The organism is Rickettsia sp. 109562A South Dakota, assembly GCF_055791265.1.
The window spans coordinates 71,041-90,698 of sequence record NZ_CM147703.1; the positions used below are offsets into that span (position 1 = coordinate 71,041).

The window sequence follows — 19,658 nt, forward strand, 5'->3', positions numbered from 1 at the left end:
TAATTAATTTAAAATCTATTTTCTTTTCTTTACGATAAATTTTGAAGTACGTTTATTTTTACGTGTCTTCTTACCCTTTGTCGGGAATCCCCAAGGAGTAACAGGATGGCGTCCTCCTGAAGTTTTACCTTCACCACCACCATGAGGGTGATCTACAGGATTCATCGCTACACCTCTAACATGCGGTCTCCAACCGAGCCATCTATTTCTACCTGCTTTGCCTAAATTAATATTTTTTTGATCCGGGTTAGATATACTACCTATAGTAGCTTTACAATCTAAAGGTACCAACCTAAATTCACCTGATCTTAATTTAATCTGAGCATATCCTGAATCTTTACCTACTAAATCTACTGAAGTACCTGCAGACCTTGCAATTTGACCGCCTTTACCGACTTTCATTTCAACATTATGTAAAGTAGTACCGATAGGAATAAACTTTAAAGGTAAACAATTTCCTATTTTTATATCAGCATCTTGACTTGATATTACTTTATCACCTACAGATAATTTTTGCGGTGCTAAAATATAAGAATATTCCCCGTCTTCATATTTTATTAAAGCAATAAAAGCAGTTCTATTAGGATCATACTCTATTCTTTCGACAACGGCAGAAATATCTATTTTATTTCTTTTAAAATCAATAATACGATATAATTTTTTGTGTCCTCCCCCTCTATGCCAAGAAGTAATTCTGCCCTGATTATTTCGTCCACCGGTTTTAGATATACCTTGGGTCAAAGATTTTAAAGGTCTGCCTTTCCATAAACTAGTTTTATCAACTTGAACTAGCTCTCTAAGAGAAGGAGTAATTGGATTAAAGTTTTTTAAAGCCATTTATTTAATTCCTCCGGCAAAATCGATATTATGGTCTTTTTCTAATGTAACAATAGCTTTCTTTCTATTGATTTGAGTCCCTATAATTCCTTTAAATCTTTTCTTCTTACCTTTAACGTTTAAAATATTTACTTTTTTTACTTTTACTTTAAATATTTCTTCTATAGCCTTTTTAACAGTAAGTTTTTCAGCAAATTTATCTACATAAAAAGCGTATTTATTTTGTTCTGAAAGAGTCGTAGTTTTTTCTGTAATAATAGGTTTTCTAATTAAATCGTAATATTTATAAGAACTCATCTTAACCTCTCTTCTAAAACGCTTACTGCTTCTTGTGATAATAGGACATATTCATGTCGTATTATATCATAAACATTTGCTCCTATTTGTGGAACAATCACGGTATTATAAATATTTTTTGCAGCTAAAGAAAAATTAATATCTACTTCGTTTCCGTCTATTACAAAGAAACTTTTCCCTTGAAATTTGTTTAATATATTTACAAGAACAGAAGTTTTAGGCTTATCTAGCTTTAAAGAAGCTATTACTAATAATTTTCCTTCAGCGAATTTCTCGGATAAAGCATGAATTAAACCGAGTTTTCGTACTTTTTTAGGTAATTTTGTTGCATGACTACGTACTCTAGGTCCGTGAGCTACACCACCACCACGCATTTGTACCGATCTAAGTGAACCTTGTCGTGCATTACCTGTACCTTTTTGCTTAAAAGGCTTTTTTGTGGTTCCTGATACTTCTGATACTGTTTTAGTTTTGTGGTTATCGGACATTGCTTTAGCTCTCTGCCAATCAATAACCTGCTTTATTATATCATCTCTGATAAATTCAACAGCAAATATATCTTCATTTAAGCTAATCTCACCAACTTCTTCATTAGCAAGACTTAATATTTTAGTTTTCATCTTTATTTAACCTTATACAGTCTTATATAAAACTTGTATATAAATAAATTATTGCATGGCGTTTTGTTAACTTGATAATCTTTAACCTCAACAAACATGTCTAAATATCTATTATACAGTTATTGCAATCTTTTTTATTGCATCTTTTATTGAAAGATACGAATTTTTGTGACCGGGTATACTACCCTGAATCATAATAAGCTTACGCTCTTTATCAACAGCAAATATTTTCAAATTTTGAATAGTAACTTGGTTACATCCCATATGACCGGCCATTTTTTTGCCTTTGAAAACCTTTCCGGGATCTTGTCTTTGTCCTGTAGAACCGTGCGAACGATGGGATATCGAAACACCGTGAGAAGCCTCAAGACCTCTAAAATTATGTCTTTTCATACTACCGGCAAATCCTTTACCTATAGTAGTTGCCGTTATATCCACAAACTGTCCTGCCGTAAAATGATCTACTTCTAGACTTGCTGCTATATCAATAAAATTCTCTTCAGAAATTCTAAATTCTTTTAATTTAGTTTTAGGAGATATTTTAGCATTAGCAAAAACCTGTTTCATAGGTTTGGTTACTCTAGATATTTTTTTATCTTTTACACCGATAACCAAAGCATTATATCCATGTTTTTCTAGAGTTTTATGCCCTACTACTTGGCAATCATCAACTTTTACTAATGTTAAAGAAATTCTTTCTCCTTTATCATTAAAAACACTAGTCATCCCAATTTTTTGAGCAATTATACCGGTTCTCATTTATTCCCCACTCTCTAATTCAATCACTACATCAACACCTGCTGCTAAATCAACTTTACTTAAAGCATCAACAACCGCCGAATTCGGATCATCTATAACTAATAATCTTTTATGCTTTCTAATTTCAAATTGCTCTCTTGACTTCTTATGTACATGAGGAGACCTATTTATGGTAAATCTTTCAATTTTTCTAGGTAAAGGAATAGGACCATTAATGTTAGCAAACGTTCTTTTAACAGCACTAACTATCTCTTTTGTAGCTCGATCAAGACTACGATGATCAAATGATTTTAAACGAATTTTAATTTTATTTTTATTTTTCATTTAGCAAACCTATGTTTTAAACAGCAAGATGTTTTAATAGACATCTTAAAATATAAATACCTATTATTAAAAAATAATAGGTATTTATAAAATCAATTAATTATTTATTTTAGTTACTACGCCGGCACCCACTGTTCTACCACCTTCACGTATAGAGAATTTTAACCCTTCCTGCATAGCAATCGGTTTAATTAATTCCACTGTAAAAGTAGCATTATCTCCAGGCATAACCATCTGCTTATCAGCAGGCAATTTTATTGTACCGGTAACGTCTGTTGTTCTAAAATAGAACTGCGGACGATAGTCATTAGTAAATGGGGTATGACGTCCACCTTCTTCTTTACTAAGCACATATACTTCAGCTTCAAACTTATCATGTGGTTTTATGCTACCCGGTTTTGCAAGAACTTGCCCTCTTTCCACTTCTTCTCTTTTTGTACCGCGTAGTAATATACCGACATTATCTCCAGCTTGCCCTTCATCAAGCAATTTTCTGAACATTTCTACACCGGTACAGGTAGTTTTTTGCGTATCTTTTAGACCGACTATTTCAATTTCCTCACCTACCTTAATTATTCCTGACTCTACTCTACCGGTTACAACAGTACCTCTTCCTGAAATAGAGAACACATCTTCTATCGGCATTAAGAAAGGCTTATCCGTAGCTCTTACAGGCTGCGGTATATAGCTATCTACTGCATCCATTAACTCATTAATAGCTTTTTCACCTTCAGGCTTTCCTTCTAAAGCTTGAAGTGCAGAACCTTTAATAATAGGTATTTCATCACCCGGGAAACCATATTTTGATAATAATTCCCTTACTTCCATCTCTACTAGTTCTAATAAATCAGGATCATCCACCATATCTACTTTATTTAAGAATACTACCATAGCAGGTACACCTACCTGTTTTGCTAGTAATATATGTTCTCTTGTTTGAGGCATAGGACCATCAGCAGCAGAAACTACTAATATTGCACCGTCCATTTGAGCAGCACCTGTGATCATGTTCTTTACATAGTCAGCGTGTCCCGGACAGTCTACGTGTGCATAGTGTCTATTTTTAGTCTCATATTCTACGTGTGCAGTAGAAATAGTTATACCTCTTTCTTTTTCTTCAGGAGCAGCATCAATTTGATCATACGCTGTAGCTTTTGCTCCACCTGTCTTAGCAAGTACTATAGTTATTGCTGCCGTTAAGGAAGTTTTACCATGGTCTACGTGACCGATCGTACCTATATTAACGTGCGGTTTAGTTCGTTCAAATTTTGCTTTTGCCATATTATTACTCTCTACAATTTTTTAGGTTTAATACAAGTTAATTTTTTATAAGTGCATTTTTTTGTTAAATTTATTTGTTACCACTATCTCTGGAGCGGGTGATGGGAATCGAACCCACACAGCCAGCTTGGAAGGCTGGAACTCTACCAATTGAGCTACACCCGCATTGTGGCACTGTTAATAAAATAATTTCAAAGCTATTTTGTGAACAGTGCTATATCAACTTTATTCAGATTTATAAATATACACAATGATGTTTTATTTTTAAATAAAATTAAACATATATACATGAAATTTTTTAAAACAAAATGATATACTTCCCTGAACCATTTAAGTGGTGGAGGGAGAAGGATTCGAACCTTCGAACGCTTACGCGGGCAGATTTACAGTCTGCTGCCATTGACCACTCGGCCACCCCTCCTAAAGAACTTTACTGTATTAAATAGACTAACTCACTGTAAAATACAATATATAATTAGTATTAGGACTTAATAAAACTTCTTGCCGAATCATCAAGTAAACAAATAGCAGCTTGCACATTTATTTAGTTGTAACTTTCTATAATAAATAGTAGTTTCTGTCAAGAACAAATTACTAACGGTTTTCAATAAGATGCAAAATAAAAAACTTGATTCTAAAAATTGTTATTATATGTATGGGAAACATCCTGTATTTTCTGCTCTAAATAATCCAAAACGTCAAATTGAAAATATTTTATGCACTAGGGAAATTTTTGATGAAAACAAAAAATTAATAGGTACTAGATCTTATGAAATTGTTAATAACGATATTTTATCTAAATTACTGGAAAATCAAACACATCAAGGCATAGCTGCAAAAGTTAAGCCAATTTTTTCTTACAATCTAGAGGACATAGATATAAAAAACCCAAAATGTAAAATTGCGATTCTTGATCAAATAACAGACACACAAAATATTGGAGCAATTATTCGCAGTGCCGCTGCTTTTGATATAAATGCTATACTATTACCTCAAGATAATTCTCCGAATGAAAGCGGCGGCATTGCTAAAGCGGCTTGCGGTACTTTAGAATTAATACCTATCATTAAAGTTACTAACTTACGCTCATGTATGAATTATCTTAAAAAACACGGCTTTTGGATTATAGGTCTAACAGGTTCTGCAAATGACTACTTTACCGATAAATTAATTTCCGACAAAATAGCATTAGTATTTGGTTCGGAAGATAAAGGCATGCGAAGATTAGTCGAAGAAACCTGCGATTATTTAGCCAAAATCCCTATTTCTAAGAGAGTAGAAAGTCTTAACGTATCAAATGCCGCTTCTATAATTTTTCACTTATTATATTAGACATTACATCTGAAAATTTTTTTAATAAATCAAATATTGTTTTTTGTTTACTTCGATATAAATATTTAGTCTACTTAAGTAACTAAGTTCTGTGGAAAAAATTAATAAGATTTTTTCTGGAATAGTTATGCCTATTTCACAAAAATCTTATAATTTGCAGCCAAAAAGAACAAAAATAGATTAATTTAATTTTCCACACGCAAGAACCTAAATTTTAAATCATACTTAGTTATATCAATTAATTTGAGAGAAAAGTCATGAAAAGGGGACCAAATGAACAAATTATCGAGAGTTTTGCAAAACAATTAGACATATGTATAAACGAATTTGCAGAAGAAGAGATAACAAAGGCTATATTAAACAATTTTTTTGATAAAGTAATCAATAATCTCAAAAATGAAAGATTAATTAATAATACTATATTTGATATATATCAAGGTAAAGCAGTAATTACTAAACCTATATATTCCGATTATATCGAATCTTCCGAACCTAAATATAACGAACATTGGCAAAAATTTTATAGTTTTAATCGTAATCTTATGATAGAAAGCACATTAGTATTTATTGCCAAGAATCTAAAAAAAGCTTCTTTAAAAGATAAATTATATTATAGCTTTGCTAATTAGCCAAGCAATTAGATTTAAATGCAGTAAGTGATCATTTTATGAAAAAAATAGATAATTATATAACATTTAACAATTTATGAAAAATTACAGAACCGAAAGCGATTCTTTTGGAGCAATTCAAATAGAAGAAAAATTTTATTGGGGGGCTCAAACTCAAAGATCTTTAGAAAATTTTAAAATAGGCAGGCAAAAAATGCCTGAAATTTTAATTCGTGCTCTTGCTATTTTAAAAAAATGTGCAGCACAGGTTAATCATGAGTTTGGTGATTTAGAAGCTAAAATAGCTACAAGTATCGATAAAGCCACGACTAGAATTCTAAGCGGTGAATTTAATGATAATTTTCCTTTAGTAGTTTGGCAAACAGGTTCAGGTACACAAACAAACATGAATATGAACGAGGTTATTGCCTCTATTGCCAACGAAGAATTAACAGGCAAAAAAGGCGGCAAATCTCCGGTACATCCTAACGATCATGTTAATAAAGGACAATCATCCAACGACTCTTTTCCCACCGGTATGCATATAGCAACCGTACTTGCAACTAAGCAGCAACTGATACCGGCTTTGAATAATTTACTTACCTCTTTGCAAGACAAGTCAAAAGATTGGGATAAAATTATAAAAATAGGACGTACCCACTTGCAGGATGCGACTCCTTTAACTCTTAAACACGAATTCTCCGGGTATATTACACAAATAGAGTATGCTTTAGAACGCATAGAAGATGCATTAAAAAAAGTTTATCTACTTGCTCAAGGAGGAACGGCAGTCGGTACAGGTATTAACTCAAGGATAGGATTCGATATAAAATTTGCTGAGAAAGTAGCAGAGTTTACCAAACAACCTTTTAAGACAGCTCCTAATAAATTTGAAAGCCTAGCTGCCCACGACGCACTAGTAGAATTTTCGGGAACTCTTAATACTATAGCAGTTAGCTTAATGAAAATAGCAAATGATATAAGGCTGCTTGGTTCCGGTCCAAGATGTGGTCTTGGTGAGCTGCATTTACCTGAGAATGAGCCGGGTTCTTCAATCATGCCAGGTAAAGTAAACCCTACGCAAGTCGAAGCTTTAACAATGGTGTGCAGTCAGGTGATGGGGAATCATGTTACGGTTACTATTGCCGGCTCAAACGGGCATCTTGAACTTAACGTATTTAAACCCGTAATAATATATAATATCCTACAATCTATTGAGCTACTATCCGATAGCGTAAATGGCTTTGTGACTCACTGTATTAAAGGTTTAGAACCTAACATAGCACGTATTAATGATTTACGTGATCAATCTCTAATGCTTGTTACAGCTCTTAATCCGCATATCGGCTATGATAATGCCGCAAAAATAGCTAAAGAAGCACATAAACACGGAATAACTTTAAAAGAAGCTGCTAAAAAACTCAATTTTTTATCGGAAGAAGAATTTGACAAAATAGTAGTTCCTGAAAAAATGGTTGGGCAATACTAAATTCTCTTTACATTATATTATAAATAGACTAGTATTAAACTAGTCTATTTTGTGTATGCTCCTGTGAAATGAAGAGTTGGGATACGAAGTGCAACTTGGAAAAGAGCAAGGAGTCTGTAAGCCGAAGAGTGCAGCGTATACTAAATACGTGAGCATCTGAGGACTTACAAAGACGACATAGCCAATTTTTCAAGTTCAACGAGTATATTATCTATATGAAACAACATCTACCTAACCAAATCAATTTATTTGAAGCAAAAACCCATTTCTCAAACCTTATACAACGTGTACAAGATGGCGAACAAATTACTATCTGTAAGCATAATACGCCGGTTGCCAAGCTGATACCTATAACAGAAAGACCTAAAATAGAAAATATTGTGGAAAAATTTGCTGAATTTAGTAAAGGCAAGACATTAGCTCCTTATACTATTAAAGAGCTTAGAGATGAGGGTAGAAGATGAATAACCCTTCTTTTATATTAGACTGCTCTATAGCTATAACATGGTGTTTTGAAGATGAAAATAACGAATATTCAAAATTTGTATTAAATTATTGTATGAAGCATGGAGCTACAGTACCATATCTTTGGAAACTTGAAATAACTAATATACTATTAGTATCAGAAAAACGTAATAGATTATATATAGCCGATACCGTTAAATTTATAGATTTATATAATTCTCTACCTCTTAACATATCAAATTTTAATTTTTCCATACATGAAATTACACAAGCTGCAAGAAGCAACAATCTTACTACATATGATACAACTTATTTATTAACTGCCATGCATGAAGGATTTCCTATAGCTACTAACGATAAAGCATTAATCAAAGCCTGTCATAATAACGGCGTTCCGCTATTAAAAGAAAATAATCCGCATTTTTCATAAAAGACTATGGAAATTTTAAAATCTTTTATTATACTTAAACATAAATTATATAAATAAAAAATTATCATGGTTTTAAATATAAAAGCTCCTGAAAATATAGTATTAAAGCCGACTATTACGGTTTTCGGCGTTGGAGGTGCAGGTAGTAATGCGGTAAATAATATGATTAGTGCTAATCTGCAAGGTGCTAATTTTGTAGTAGCTAATACCGATGCACAATCGCTTGAGCATTCTTTATGCACCAACAAAATACAACTTGGTGTTTCTACGACTAGAGGTCTTGGGGCAGGAGCTTCTCCTGAGGTCGGAGCACTCGCTGCACAAGAATCAGAAAACGCAATCCTTAGTTACCTAGAAAATAGCAATATGGTATTTATTACAGCAGGTATGGGAGGCGGTACAGGTACCGGTTCTGCACCGGTTATTGCACGCATTGCTAAAGAACTAGGCATCCTTACGGTCGGAGTAGTAACTAAACCTTTCCACTTTGAAGGTGGTCATCGTATGAAAACTGCCGATAAAGGGCTTATTGAATTACAGCAATTTGTTGATACTTTAATTGTAATACCGAACCAAAATCTATTTCGTATTGCCAACGAACAAACGACGTTTGCCGATGCGTTTAAAATGGCAGATGACGTATTACATGCAGGCGTTAGAGGCGTAACGGATTTAATGATTATGCCCGGACTTATTAATCTTGATTTTGCTGATATTAAAGCAGTAATGAGTGAAATGGGTAAAGCAATGATGGGTACGGGTGAAGCTAGCGGCGAAGATAGGGCAATTAAAGCAGCAGAATCTGCAATTTCAAATCCTTTACTGGATCATAGCTCAATGTGCGGTGCAAGAGGAGTATTAATTAATATTACCGGCGGTTCCGATATGACCTTATTTGAAGTTGACAATGCCGCTAATAGAATTAGAGAAGAAGTCAACAATCCTGATGCTAATATTATTTTCGGTTCAACATTTAACCCGGAACTAAAAGGGATTATCAGAGTATCGGTAGTTGCTACCGGCATTGATGCCGATAAAGTACCGACATATAAACCCGCAATAGCTGAAACTACCAATGCAGTTCCTGAAGAAGCCTATAACGAAGCTATAGCACAACCTACTCAAATAGAAGCAATTCCTGATTTTAACAGCTACAGTACCGAAAATATTGAAATTACCGATTCTCCAATAAATCAAAATTTTATCGGAAATGAAGATGAACTAGGATTACATGTAAACACTTTCAACAAATCTGAAGAGGAGTCACCAAAACCATCATTTTTAGGCAAAATATGGGATTCTCTGCGTGCTTCAAATAATCAAACTTTAGAACGCAAAAACGTTGTTGTTAGTACGCTAGATCAAGATAATAAAGAGTCTGATATTCATGACATACCGGCTTTTTTAAGAAAGAAACGGGATTAGATTAGAATATGAATACAATTTCAGAGCAGCATAAAAAAGAATTATTAGAAATAACTGAAAATTCTCCCGCAGATATTGCATCACTAATAAATTATATAGATAAAACATTTAAATGTCATATTCATGATTTATCTTTATCGGATCAAAAAGATTTAAAGTTTTTTATAGCAAAAAGCTTTACAAATCAAATTGATGCTTGTAAAATTAAAGAACATGCTCAAAATTTTTTACAAGAACTGCAAGAACTATGGGAAGATTTATTTGAAGAAACATTGGAAGATAAGCCTGTATATATTTTAGACATTGACGGAGCAACATATTATGCCGAATTAGATTTCACCGAATTAAATCAAAATAATATGCTGAATACAGGACTCAGTGAAAGCTCTCTTGATCTTCATTTAATAGAAACTACTGCCTAACTTTTTTGATATTAGTGACGAACAAAAATATAAGGCTGAACTAGCCTTTATAGGATTAAAACAAAATAATTTTGCAAATATATATTTGGAAAATCCACCATATAGCTCTCAAAGTATTCTTATTTCAAATATACAAAATAATCACAATAATTACATATTATTTCCTAAAAGTATAAACCTTGAAGAACAAGTGACTATAAATGTATTAAATGATTTATGATTATTAGGTGCTTATAATAAACGTAATTTTTTGAATCTAATAAAGGATCAGAAGTATATTTTAGATTACCTAATAATGAAAGACTGGCTATGAAAGTTTTTAGTTTAAATAATCAGCCTATATTAAAAGAAAATAAATTTGAAAATGCTCTATTATTTTTAAGTAAAAAAATAAACGAAAATGGTGATGTTGACTATAGTGGAGGCTTTAGTGCTGATATAGCTGATGGCAAAATAAATTCTTCTTATATAACTCCTTTAGGTGAGATAATGGATTTTAATTAAACAAATAACCATATGCCAAGTAAAATTATATTATTTCTTATATTATGTTTTTTAAATACTCATTTACTAGCTAATACCGATAAGACATTAAAAGATATTGCTCCCTATCCTCTACCGGCAGATGATCAAAAGCGATATGTAATTCATTTACCTACCGAGTCCAATGAAGAAAAGCTAAAAGTAGAATTGCAAGCAACAAAAAAACGCAATGAAAGATTGTAACAATGTTTGGTTCGGTGGTAAGCTGGAAACAAAAACCTTAGAAGGATGGGGATATAATTATTATGTAATCGATCCGGTGAGCGATCAGCCTGCTAGTACAATGATGGCATGCCCAAACGTAAAGGCAACAATGCAACCGGTGAGTGTATTTTTAGGCGATGAAACATTTTTAAGATATAATAGCAAACTACCAATTGTAGTATATGCTCCAAAAGATGTTGAACTGTATTACGTTATTTGGAATCGAGATAAAACAATTAATTCTGCAAAGGAAGAATAGTACTTTATACTATTCTTCAAAAAAAATTTAATCTCCTATATGGCATTGCTCACTAAGTACAGATATCGTCATGAGCTAAGCGACTGAAAGGAGCGTGGCAATCCAGAAAAAATAATAAAAAATTCTGTAAATCAGAATTTTTACTGGATTGCTTCGTCAAAACTTACAGTTTTTCCTCGCAATGACGTTAAATTCTTATAGTTAGCAATGCCAACTTACTAGAAATCTTCCTCTACAGCTTCAACTTCTTGCACTTCCGGCACAAAATGTTTAAGCATGGACTCAACGCCGTTTTTTAAGGTAATCGTAGAGCTTGGACATCCAAGGCATGCACCGCGAAGAGCTAATTTAACTACACCGTTTTCCAAACCTTTATATATTATGTCACCACCGTCTTGAGCAACAGAAGGACGCACCCTAGTTTCAATAATTTCTATGATTTGTTTCTCTATTTCTGAAAGCCCATCAAGGTTATGCTTTACATTATCTGCTTTTGTGCTTTCTTCAAATACCGGCAATCCTGAAACAAAATGATCCATAATAACCATTAAAATTTCAGGCTTTATAACTTGCCAATTACTTTCAGCTTGTTTAGTTACTGTTATAAAATCACTACCGAAAAACACTGATTTTACATTATTAATATGAAATAGTGATTCTGCAAGTTTGCTTTTTCCTTTTACTTCAGCAAGCTCACTAAAAAATATAGGCCCTTCGCTACTTATTTCCTGTCCAGGGAAAAATTTTATTGCATCGGGATTTGGAGTATCTTCAGTTTGAATAAACATAATTAAAGCACATTAATAAATTTTTTAACTATTATAGAATAATCTACGATTTAGGTAAATATCTAATTAATATATAAGCCGGTATAAAACAAAACCCTGCTACAACAAAAAAATAAGTCCAACCTAAATAAGTAGCTACATAACCCGAAATACTACCAAGCAGTATAGTACTAATATAAGCAATAGAGGTAATTAAAGCAATTTGGGTTATACAATATTTAGAGCTACAACATCTTAATTGATAGGCAAAAAATGGCGACATAGTCAACCCTTTAGTAAACTCTTGGAAAAATACCGACAAGTAAAGACTTATAATATTTTGACTATAAAAATAGAGAAATAAAAAAGATAGGCTAGATAAAGCATGATAAATTAGTACCCTTTTAAATATATAGGAATAGTCATATTTTCGACATAAAAATCCACCTATAAAGCCTCCAACTATAGCAGCACACATACCGAAAGCTTTATATCCAAGAGCTAAATCCTTTTTAGTATAGCCGATATCTAGATAAAACATATTCGGCATAATTGAAAGAAAATTATCTTGAAGACGATATAGAAGCATGAAACTAACAATTATTAGCCATTTAGGTTTCTTGATAAAGTCATAAAAAGCATGCCAAAATCTATCAAAATTATTAACAATTATCTTATCTTTAAATTTAAGCGGATAGATTATAATTAATAGTAATGACGGTATACATAAAATTGCCATAGCACGATAAACATCTTGCCAAGATATGATAGTTGATAAATATAACGCTCCTGAACCTGCTATAAATATACCTATTCTAAAACCTGTAGTACAAGCTGCCTCACTTATGCCCCAATTTTTATTTGTAATCAGTAACATCTGCGATGATTGAAGTAACATATCATAAATGGAAGAAAAAAATGCCACAGCTACTAAGCATAAAGCAAATGGTATAAAATGAGTGTTAGGGTTAAAATTTGTTAAAACATATACACAAAAAATGCAACTAACCAAAGCAAGAATTAAACAATATTTATATCCTCGCTTACTTAAAGGAGCAAAACTTACTTTTTCAAGTAAAGGTCCCCATAAAAATTTAAATATATGAATAAAATTAACTAAACTAAAAAGCCCTATAGTGATTTTATCAAAACCGGATTCTCGAAGCCAAAAAGAAAGAGTTGAACCGGTAAGTAAATAAATTAAACCTCCGGGAAAAGAAATTATTAATATAAAGAAAATATTAGATATATATTGAAATCGTGAAAAATTAAAATTTATGAATTTGTCCTCCTTATATAAAATGATTTGATGTCATCCTTGTAAAATCTATGTCATTCCTGCGAAAGCAGAAATCCAGAAAAAATACCCTTAATATTGCTACAAAAATTACATATTTAGTAAAATAAACATATAAAAAAAAACAAGTTTTTTATATGTTTTACTGGATTCCTGCTTTCGCGGGAATGACATCAGAGCCATACAATACGTCCTACAAACTACGACACTTTCTTTCTTTTATTACCATAACTGTTACCGTCAAAAGTTTTTGTACGGTTATTATCAAATGAATTAAACTTTTTGCTATCACCGCCGGCCCTTTTACCAAATGATCTTTTACGATTATTTTTACCATTTCTAAACTCACTGCGTGGCGTAGATTCTCCTTTATTCACTAGACGATCAATTGCACGCCATCTAATAACATCCTCAGGAGAAATAAAAGATAACGCATGTCCGGTAGCCCCTGCTCTACCCGTCCTACCTATTCTATGTAAATAATCTTCAGGACACATAGGTAAATCATAATTAATAACATGCTGTGTATGAGGAATATCAAGCCCTCTAGCAGCTACATCAGTCGCTACCATTATTCTATGGTTCGACTTACGAAACGATAAAATTACTCTTTCACGTTGACGCTGACTTAAATCACCGTGTATAGCTTCCGCTTTATGATTTTCATATTTTAACATTTTAGCTAATTGATCGGCAGAGCGTTTAGTCTTCACAAAAATAATTACCGATCCTTCCCTATTATCAAGTTGTTTAGTTAATTCACTAAATTTTTCTTTATCAGAAATATGTATTGATTCCTGTTTTATTTCTGCAGCTGCTTTATTAGTAGCACCTACCGTAATACGTACCGGATTATTTAGATATTTTTGAGAAAGAGCAATAATATGTTTTGGCATAGTAGCGGAAAACATTACAACTTGTCTTTTTTCCGGTAAAAATTTATTGATTTCTTCTAACTGTTCTTTCATCCCCATATCAAGCATTCTATCCATTTCGTCAAGTACGGTTATGCCTATGCGATCAATTTTTAGACTTCCCCTATTTAAGTGATCGATAATACGCCCCGGGGTACCGATAATCACTTTCGGATTCTTTTTTAATTGCATAAATTGTTTAGGCATTGGTTCACCGCCTATCAAAACTGCACTATTAATTTTATAGGATGTAGTTACTTTGTTTAAAGTACTGTATATTTGCGTTGCTAATTCTCTAGTCGGAACAAGAATTAAAGCAGTAGTTTTATTTTTAATAAATGAATCAATTACCGGCAATAAATAAGCCAGGGTTTTCCCTGAGCCTGTCTGACTAGAAGCAAGTATATCCGAACCTATCATCGCAATCGGAATCGATTGCTTTTGTATTTCAGTCGGCTCAGTTATATTCATTGTCTCAAGAGCAATAATTAATTCTTCAGATAAATTAAAGTTTTTCATTATATAATCCAATATAGTTTTAAATCAAAATATGCACATTATTTATTAGACCTCTTACATAACCCATTTCTAAAGATAATTAAGACATCAACTCTGCCCTCTCATCCTCACGCACTTAACTATGTACACTGCGTAGAGTAAAAGTGTCTTATTCCCTTTATAAATGGGTTATGCAAGAGGTCTATTGTATAAAAAAAGTTATAGTAAATTAAAATAACGACTTATATAATTATCCTGAATCAAAAAATATGCTTAACTAGATTACAAAACACCAACTAAATATATAAAACGATAATGAATAATGAAACTATTTTAGAATCTTATTCAAGCCAGAATAATATTATTAGATTGAGGGCATTTTCATGCCCTCTAGTAAAAATAATTTATTATACTTAAAATTATATAGGTTATTATAAGACAAAAACAAAATATTTACTATTTTGATAAAGATGACTAGGCTACCCTAAATGATAAAATAAATTATAAAAAATTTTGGATAGCTGCTTTTGGTATTATAAATATATTTATTTAATTCTGAGGTTAACAGCATAGCCTTTTCCTTGCTTTTCTTCAAGATCAAAAATTACATCTTGTCCTTCCTCAAGGCTATGTAAACCTGCTGCATCTACGGCTGATTTGTGTACAAACACATCTTTGCCGCCGTTTTCCTGTTCAATAAATCCAAAATTCTTCGTAGAATTATACCACTTAACTTTACCTACTATATTTGTAGCCATAAAAACCTTTATTAGATAGAAATTACTTATTTGAACTTAACTCGCACTTATAATAACTAAAACTTAAATTTTACTTTAAGCCTTACTTAATATAAGAGCCGATAAAAATTCATTATGCAAAACTACCTTACCTTGCGGCATTTGTCAATAAACATATCAATAACATGCAAGAGAAAGTATTACTTTCTGAAACTAATCTATCATATTATTACTATTTTGTCACTATTTAAGTTAATTATCTAACAAATAATAGTAAAAATGAGCTTATTCTTTAACTTGTGCATATTATATTAGTGCTATCTCATAATTTATTTAGTGCTATATAATCTAGACTCTGTGGAGATTTCTAAAAAGATTTAATTTTGGCTCTTTTTTGCTGTAAATTATAAGATTTTTTCGAAATAGGAATAGCTATTCCTACAAAAATCTTATTAATTTTCGCTAAAAATAATTTAAAATATAAATAATTTACATTTCCTGTGCAGAACCTAATAAAAACACTTGCTTTTTTTCATTTTTTTTATTAATCTGTCCACTTAGCAAATGCAACCTTAATATCCACAGCTGCCCGCGTGATGGAATGGTAGACATAACGGACTTAAAATCCGTGGAGCGTAAGCTCTTGCCGGTTCAAGTCCGGCCGCGGGTACCATTAAAATTAAAACGCACAAGTCTCTACTTTCAACTGTAATCCTAAAGCATTTAATAAAGAACCAATATTATCAAAACTTGGATTTCCTTTGCTAGACAACATTTTATATATATGTTGTCTGTTTATATGGGCTTCTTTAGATATTGTGGCTACCCCTCCTCTTGCTATAACAGCTTCCTTTAAAGTAGCAAGGCATAACTTCTTGTTATGATCTAACGAATATTGCTCTAAAGCTTCGTTAATATAAGCTACTAATATATTTAAAGTTAAAAAATTATTTGTTATTGCCATTTTTTAATTTTTACTTTAAATATAATCAACTATTATTAACAAAAATAAGAAATAACTTTTATGGAATATATAAGCTCTTGGAAAGAAAAATTTGAAATTTGCGTTTACGCTAAAAAGCTACTCGATAAACTCGAATATTTAAACACTCAAGTAAAAAATCCTGTTGATATAGAGGAAATCACAAAAGGTATCTATTACGCACGCAAGTATCATGGTTCACAAATGCGTCAGTCAGGCGACCCTTATTATTCACATCCAATTGAGGTGGCAATTATGCTTGCTTGAATTTGTAGCAGATGAAGCCCTAAGCTTTACACTGCTATTATGCTGCAAGCTGCTCTACTTCATAACACCATAGAAGATACAGAACTTACTGAAGAAATGATCACCAAAATTTTTGAAATAGAAGTAGCAAGACATGTAGAGGGTTTAACTAGGGTAAAACCTTATGGAAAAATCAGTGCAGAAGAAAGCTTAAACACTTTCATATACTGGGCTAAGATAATGTAGGCTTTCCGAAAATAAAATCAGAAGATCAAGAAAGAAGAATAACTAATCTTAAAACCTATAAAGAATTTATAAATAATATCTTAATTAAAAATTTTGAATTTCAAAACTGTCTATTAGAAAATTATTTTAAAAAGCACAGGTCATTTATATTAAATCACAACTAATGATTAAAAATTGTTGACTTATTTTAAGTATCTTAATATCATAATTTACTTAAATAATATTTATATAATTAATTTTTAATAAACTTAAGATATGGTAACGCATGGAAAATAAAGAAGAAGAATCAAATATATTACCTGAGTTTATAATTGATGCAGAGGAAGAAAAGCGACTAAAAGCTGAAAACTCTAAAAAAGAACTTAAGTTAATATTAATAACGTTTGCAATCATTTTAACTAGCTTTTTAACTTTTTGTTATTTCTTTTTTAACTATATAGAAGAAAAAGCAGCAGAGTATAAATTACCACAAGAAGCAGAAGCAAAAAAGTAGATAAAGCTGAATTAAAATAAGATGTGAGCTTATAAATACGCATTTAGGATAATTACTGATCCTAAATTCGTATTTATAACATTTCACAAGCAGCAATCCTCAAATAATCTTGAGGAGTAAGATTTTCAGCACGATAATTATCATTGATTTTCAGCTGAGTTAGTACTTCATTTATAGCAGGTACCAAATTCTTCAATGATGATTTGATCATTTTACGTCGCCCTGCAAAAGCAAGTTTTGTTATTTGCTCAACTTTATTTATCAGAGCAATAGACGGCAGATTTTCTAAAGGTGTTAGTTTAACTATCGCAGAATATACTTTAGGAGGTGGATAGAAAGCAGTCGGTGCTACGTCAAAGCATTTTTCCACTTTAGCTATTAACTGACATATTACCGATAACCTGCCATATGCTTTAGTTGAAGGCATAGCACAAATACGTTCTACTACTTCCTTTTGTAACATTAGTGTCATACTAGTAATTAGCCGTACTTCTTTCAGCCATCTAATTACTAATTCCGTACCTATATGATACGGTAAATTAGAAATTATAGTTACTTTATCATAGCCTAAATCAGTTAAATTTATTTTAAGAGCATCCTGCTTAATAATATTTAGATTAGGATAATATTCTTTAATCTCATTGAGTAATGGAATACATTTCTCATCTGTTTCTATAACAGTTAAGGATTCAGGATTTTTCTGTAATATCGCTCTAGTTAACCCTCCGCTGCCGGGACCTATTTCTAATACTCGGCTATTTTCTTCAAGGTTACTCGCACGTACGATTTTATCACATAAACTACTGTCAAAAATAAAATTTTGTCCGTGCTTTTTAAGAGGATTAATTTGATGTGAGGCTGCATGTTTTGCAATTGAAGGGAGCATAGAGTAATGTTGTTCTAAAAAGTAGAGTTTTGTTGCATTGATCAGAAAATGCTATTGGTGTCATTCCTGCGAAAGCAGGAATCCAGTAAAACATATAAAAACTTGTTTTTTTATATGTTTATTTTATCAAATATGTACCGATATTAAGGTTATTTTTCTGGATTCCCGCTTTCGCGGGAATGACATTGACCATACAACAATTAAGACGGCAACATTATTTTTATAGATGCCTTTTTACGCATATTTTCAAACATTTTTTGTGCTTTTTGTGAAATCTTTTTATTGGTTAGGAAGTTTACTACATAATTATTTTCATCTTCATTAACATTTAAGATTTTTTTGCTGCACACTAATATTATTTCAAATTTGTTATTTACTTCAAAAACATTACTTGCTTTATCAGGGGTTAAGTCCTTTACAATAGTTTGTTTTACATCTTCTATTTTACTAAGCTTATCGGTAATAATTTGCATAGTAGCAAAATTATCATAAAGCGATTTTTTGACGTCGGTGCATTTTTTTAATCGATTTTTTAAATTATTCATCTGCGTAAACGCTTTATTGCCGCTATCTTTAGATGTAAATACTTGCATTGAAATTTCTACATCTTTTTGATCGCTAGATAAAATTGCGACATCTATTTCTTTATTACTTACTTGCACCGACCTTGATAAGCTTGACAAAATATTCATTTTAATCAACTCAGATTTAATTTGAGAAATAAAACTATCAGGATTGACCGATCTGCTTTTTAGATACTGAAGAAGAGAGCCGTGAGGCATTTTATTACGATCTTCAATAGATTTAATAGCATTATCTATTTCTTCTTGCGGGATTTCTCTATCTCCGGCATATTGAAAAAGCAAAGATTCGTCAATTAAGCTCTTGATTGCTAAGTCACTTAGCTGCTTATCTTGAGCAGGCGTTAGACTCTCAACATTATTTAGTGCCATAATCATTTTTTTTCTAGCACGGAACTCATTAAGAGTAATAGGTTCATCATTTACGGATGCTACTATATTCGGTAGCGAAGCTTGTGCTACATTAAAAGTAAAAATGATACCAATTATAAGTAATAATTTTTTCATATTTTTTCAGACTCACATAACGCAATAGTTAGAACAATTTTTATCCTGACTATCGATAAAAGGTTAAATAATCAAGGGCTTTGTTGTATGGATCGATGTCATACCGTGGCTTGACCACGGTATCTAGAAAAAAATAAAATTAAAGACTGGCTCCCGTAATCAAGTCACGGGGTGACACCTTTCTCTAGATTCCCGCCTACGCGGGAATG

At 31.9% G+C, this 19,658-nt stretch carries 23 protein-coding genes, 3 tRNA genes and 2 pseudogenes; 13 read left to right on the forward strand and 15 right to left on the reverse strand.

Annotated features, from left to right (window positions below):
• Window positions 1-15 precede the first annotated feature (15 nt).
• The 8 genes from rplB to ACIAS7_RS00525 all read right to left on the reverse strand — a co-directional run bounded on the left by rplB (window position 16) and on the right by ACIAS7_RS00525 (window position 4,539).
• A complete protein-coding gene (gene rplB / locus ACIAS7_RS00490) occupies window positions 16-837 on the reverse strand; it encodes a 50S ribosomal protein L2 (RefSeq protein WP_473198880.1) in 822 nt (273 codons plus the stop codon).
• On the reverse strand, window positions 838-1,134 hold the full coding sequence (rplW, locus tag ACIAS7_RS00495; RefSeq protein WP_011270632.1) for a 50S ribosomal protein L23: 297 nt from the start codon (window positions 1,132-1,134) through the stop codon (window positions 838-840).
• On the reverse strand, window positions 1,131-1,754 hold the full coding sequence (rplD, locus tag ACIAS7_RS00500; protein WP_473198881.1) for a 50S ribosomal protein L4: 624 nt from the start codon (window positions 1,752-1,754) through the stop codon (window positions 1,131-1,133). Before rplD ends, rplW begins: the two co-directional genes overlap by 4 nt.
• A gap of 111 nt (window positions 1,755-1,865) precedes the next feature.
• Complete coding sequence (rplC, locus tag ACIAS7_RS00505; RefSeq protein ID WP_473198882.1) at window positions 1,866-2,513, reverse strand: 50S ribosomal protein L3; 648 nt, start codon at window positions 2,511-2,513, stop codon at window positions 1,866-1,868.
• Entirely contained in the window at window positions 2,514-2,837 is a 324-nt protein-coding gene (gene rpsJ, locus ACIAS7_RS00510; RefSeq protein WP_473198883.1) for a 30S ribosomal protein S10, read from the reverse strand.
• Between the two features lie 96 nt (window positions 2,838-2,933).
• Window positions 2,934-4,118: an elongation factor Tu gene (tuf, locus tag ACIAS7_RS00515; RefSeq protein WP_045803554.1), complete on the reverse strand. Its 1,185-nt coding sequence runs from the start codon at window positions 4,116-4,118 to the stop codon at window positions 2,934-2,936.
• A 90-nt stretch (window positions 4,119-4,208) separates the two neighbouring features.
• A tRNA-Gly gene (locus ACIAS7_RS00520) sits at window positions 4,209-4,283 on the reverse strand.
• A 170-nt stretch (window positions 4,284-4,453) separates the two neighbouring features.
• A tRNA-Tyr gene (locus tag ACIAS7_RS00525) sits at window positions 4,454-4,539 on the reverse strand.
• Window positions 4,540-4,730: 191 nt separating this feature from the next.
• Here ACIAS7_RS00525 and rlmB point away from each other — a divergent pair.
• From rlmB to ACIAS7_RS00575, 10 genes and pseudogenes are all read left to right on the forward strand, one after another.
• Window positions 4,731-5,450: a 23S rRNA (guanosine(2251)-2'-O)-methyltransferase RlmB gene (gene rlmB, locus ACIAS7_RS00530; protein ID WP_473198884.1), complete on the forward strand. Its 720-nt coding sequence runs from the start codon at window positions 4,731-4,733 to the stop codon at window positions 5,448-5,450.
• 257 nt (window positions 5,451-5,707) lie between these two features.
• Window positions 5,708-6,159 (forward strand): annotated as a pseudogene (locus ACIAS7_RS00535) (hypothetical protein).
• Window positions 6,156-7,547, forward strand: coding sequence for a class II fumarate hydratase (gene fumC / locus ACIAS7_RS00540; RefSeq protein ID WP_473198885.1), 1,392 nt, complete (start codon window positions 6,156-6,158; stop codon window positions 7,545-7,547). The pseudogene ACIAS7_RS00535 and the gene fumC overlap by 4 nt, the downstream one beginning before the upstream one ends.
• Before the next feature lie 215 nt (window positions 7,548-7,762).
• Window positions 7,763-8,011, forward strand: coding sequence for a type II toxin-antitoxin system Phd/YefM family antitoxin (locus ACIAS7_RS00545; RefSeq protein ID WP_341789532.1), 249 nt, complete (start codon window positions 7,763-7,765; stop codon window positions 8,009-8,011).
• On the forward strand, window positions 8,008-8,442 hold the full coding sequence (locus ACIAS7_RS00550; protein ID WP_473198886.1) for a type II toxin-antitoxin system VapC family toxin: 435 nt from the start codon (window positions 8,008-8,010) through the stop codon (window positions 8,440-8,442). The genes ACIAS7_RS00545 and ACIAS7_RS00550 overlap by 4 nt, the downstream gene beginning before the upstream one ends.
• Before the next feature lie 66 nt (window positions 8,443-8,508).
• A complete protein-coding gene (ftsZ, locus tag ACIAS7_RS00555; protein ID WP_473198887.1) occupies window positions 8,509-9,867 on the forward strand; it encodes a cell division protein FtsZ in 1,359 nt (452 codons plus the stop codon).
• Between the two features lie 8 nt (window positions 9,868-9,875).
• A complete protein-coding gene (locus ACIAS7_RS00560) occupies window positions 9,876-10,289 on the forward strand; it encodes a hypothetical protein (protein ID WP_473198888.1) in 414 nt (137 codons plus the stop codon).
• 309 nt (window positions 10,290-10,598) lie between these two features.
• The gene (locus ACIAS7_RS00565) at window positions 10,599-10,793 is read left to right on the forward strand and encodes a hypothetical protein (protein ID WP_473198889.1); all 195 of its coding nucleotides are present in this window, start codon (window positions 10,599-10,601) and stop codon (window positions 10,791-10,793) included.
• Between the two features lie 12 nt (window positions 10,794-10,805).
• A complete protein-coding gene (locus ACIAS7_RS00570) occupies window positions 10,806-11,015 on the forward strand; it encodes an ecotin family protein (RefSeq protein WP_473198890.1) in 210 nt (69 codons plus the stop codon).
• Window positions 11,002-11,295 carry an ecotin family protein gene (locus ACIAS7_RS00575; RefSeq protein WP_473198891.1) on the forward strand — a complete coding sequence of 98 codons (294 nt, stop codon included), beginning with the start codon at window positions 11,002-11,004 and terminating at the stop codon, window positions 11,293-11,295. Before ACIAS7_RS00570 ends, ACIAS7_RS00575 begins: the two co-directional genes overlap by 14 nt.
• Window positions 11,296-11,513: 218 nt before the next feature.
• Here ACIAS7_RS00575 and ACIAS7_RS00580 read toward each other — a convergent pair whose 3' ends face one another.
• The 4 genes from ACIAS7_RS00580 to ACIAS7_RS00595 form a co-directional block, all read right to left on the reverse strand.
• Complete coding sequence (locus tag ACIAS7_RS00580) at window positions 11,514-12,083, reverse strand: NifU family protein (protein ID WP_473198892.1); 570 nt, start codon at window positions 12,081-12,083, stop codon at window positions 11,514-11,516.
• Between the two features lie 43 nt (window positions 12,084-12,126).
• On the reverse strand, window positions 12,127-13,341 hold the full coding sequence (locus tag ACIAS7_RS00585) for an MFS transporter (protein WP_473199374.1): 1,215 nt from the start codon (window positions 13,339-13,341) through the stop codon (window positions 12,127-12,129).
• 218 nt (window positions 13,342-13,559) lie between these two features.
• Window positions 13,560-14,792, reverse strand: coding sequence for a DEAD/DEAH box helicase (locus ACIAS7_RS00590; protein WP_473198893.1), 1,233 nt, complete (start codon window positions 14,790-14,792; stop codon window positions 13,560-13,562).
• Between the two features lie 524 nt (window positions 14,793-15,316).
• A complete protein-coding gene (locus tag ACIAS7_RS00595; protein WP_473198894.1) occupies window positions 15,317-15,529 on the reverse strand; it encodes a cold-shock protein in 213 nt (70 codons plus the stop codon).
• A 566-nt stretch (window positions 15,530-16,095) separates the two neighbouring features.
• Here ACIAS7_RS00595 and ACIAS7_RS00600 point away from each other — a divergent pair.
• Window positions 16,096-16,181: transfer RNA gene (locus ACIAS7_RS00600), tRNA-Leu, on the forward strand.
• A gap of 6 nt (window positions 16,182-16,187) precedes the next feature.
• Here ACIAS7_RS00600 and ACIAS7_RS00605 read toward each other — a convergent pair.
• Window positions 16,188-16,472, reverse strand: a complete 285-nt coding sequence (locus ACIAS7_RS00605) for a helix-turn-helix domain-containing transcriptional regulator (protein WP_473198895.1) — start codon at window positions 16,470-16,472, stop codon at window positions 16,188-16,190.
• A gap of 60 nt (window positions 16,473-16,532) precedes the next feature.
• On the opposite strand from ACIAS7_RS00605, the pseudogene ACIAS7_RS00610 reads away from it, so the two are divergent.
• Together ACIAS7_RS00610 and ACIAS7_RS00615 are read left to right on the forward strand one after the other, a co-directional pair.
• A pseudogene (locus ACIAS7_RS00610) lies at window positions 16,533-16,961 on the forward strand (HD domain-containing protein); the annotation flags it as partial.
• Between the two features lie 286 nt (window positions 16,962-17,247).
• A complete protein-coding gene (locus tag ACIAS7_RS00615; protein ID WP_473198896.1) occupies window positions 17,248-17,475 on the forward strand; it encodes an RP671a family tick cell line-upregulated protein in 228 nt (75 codons plus the stop codon).
• Between the two features lie 73 nt (window positions 17,476-17,548).
• Here the strand turns inward: ACIAS7_RS00615 and rsmA are convergent, their stop codons facing one another.
• Window positions 17,549-18,361, reverse strand: coding sequence for a 16S rRNA (adenine(1518)-N(6)/adenine(1519)-N(6))-dimethyltransferase RsmA (rsmA, locus tag ACIAS7_RS00620; RefSeq protein ID WP_473198897.1), 813 nt, complete (start codon window positions 18,359-18,361; stop codon window positions 17,549-17,551).
• A 200-nt stretch (window positions 18,362-18,561) separates the two neighbouring features.
• Window positions 18,562-19,449, reverse strand: coding sequence for a SurA N-terminal domain-containing protein (locus ACIAS7_RS00625; RefSeq protein WP_473198898.1), 888 nt, complete (start codon window positions 19,447-19,449; stop codon window positions 18,562-18,564).
• Between the last annotated feature and the right edge of the window lie 209 nt (window positions 19,450-19,658).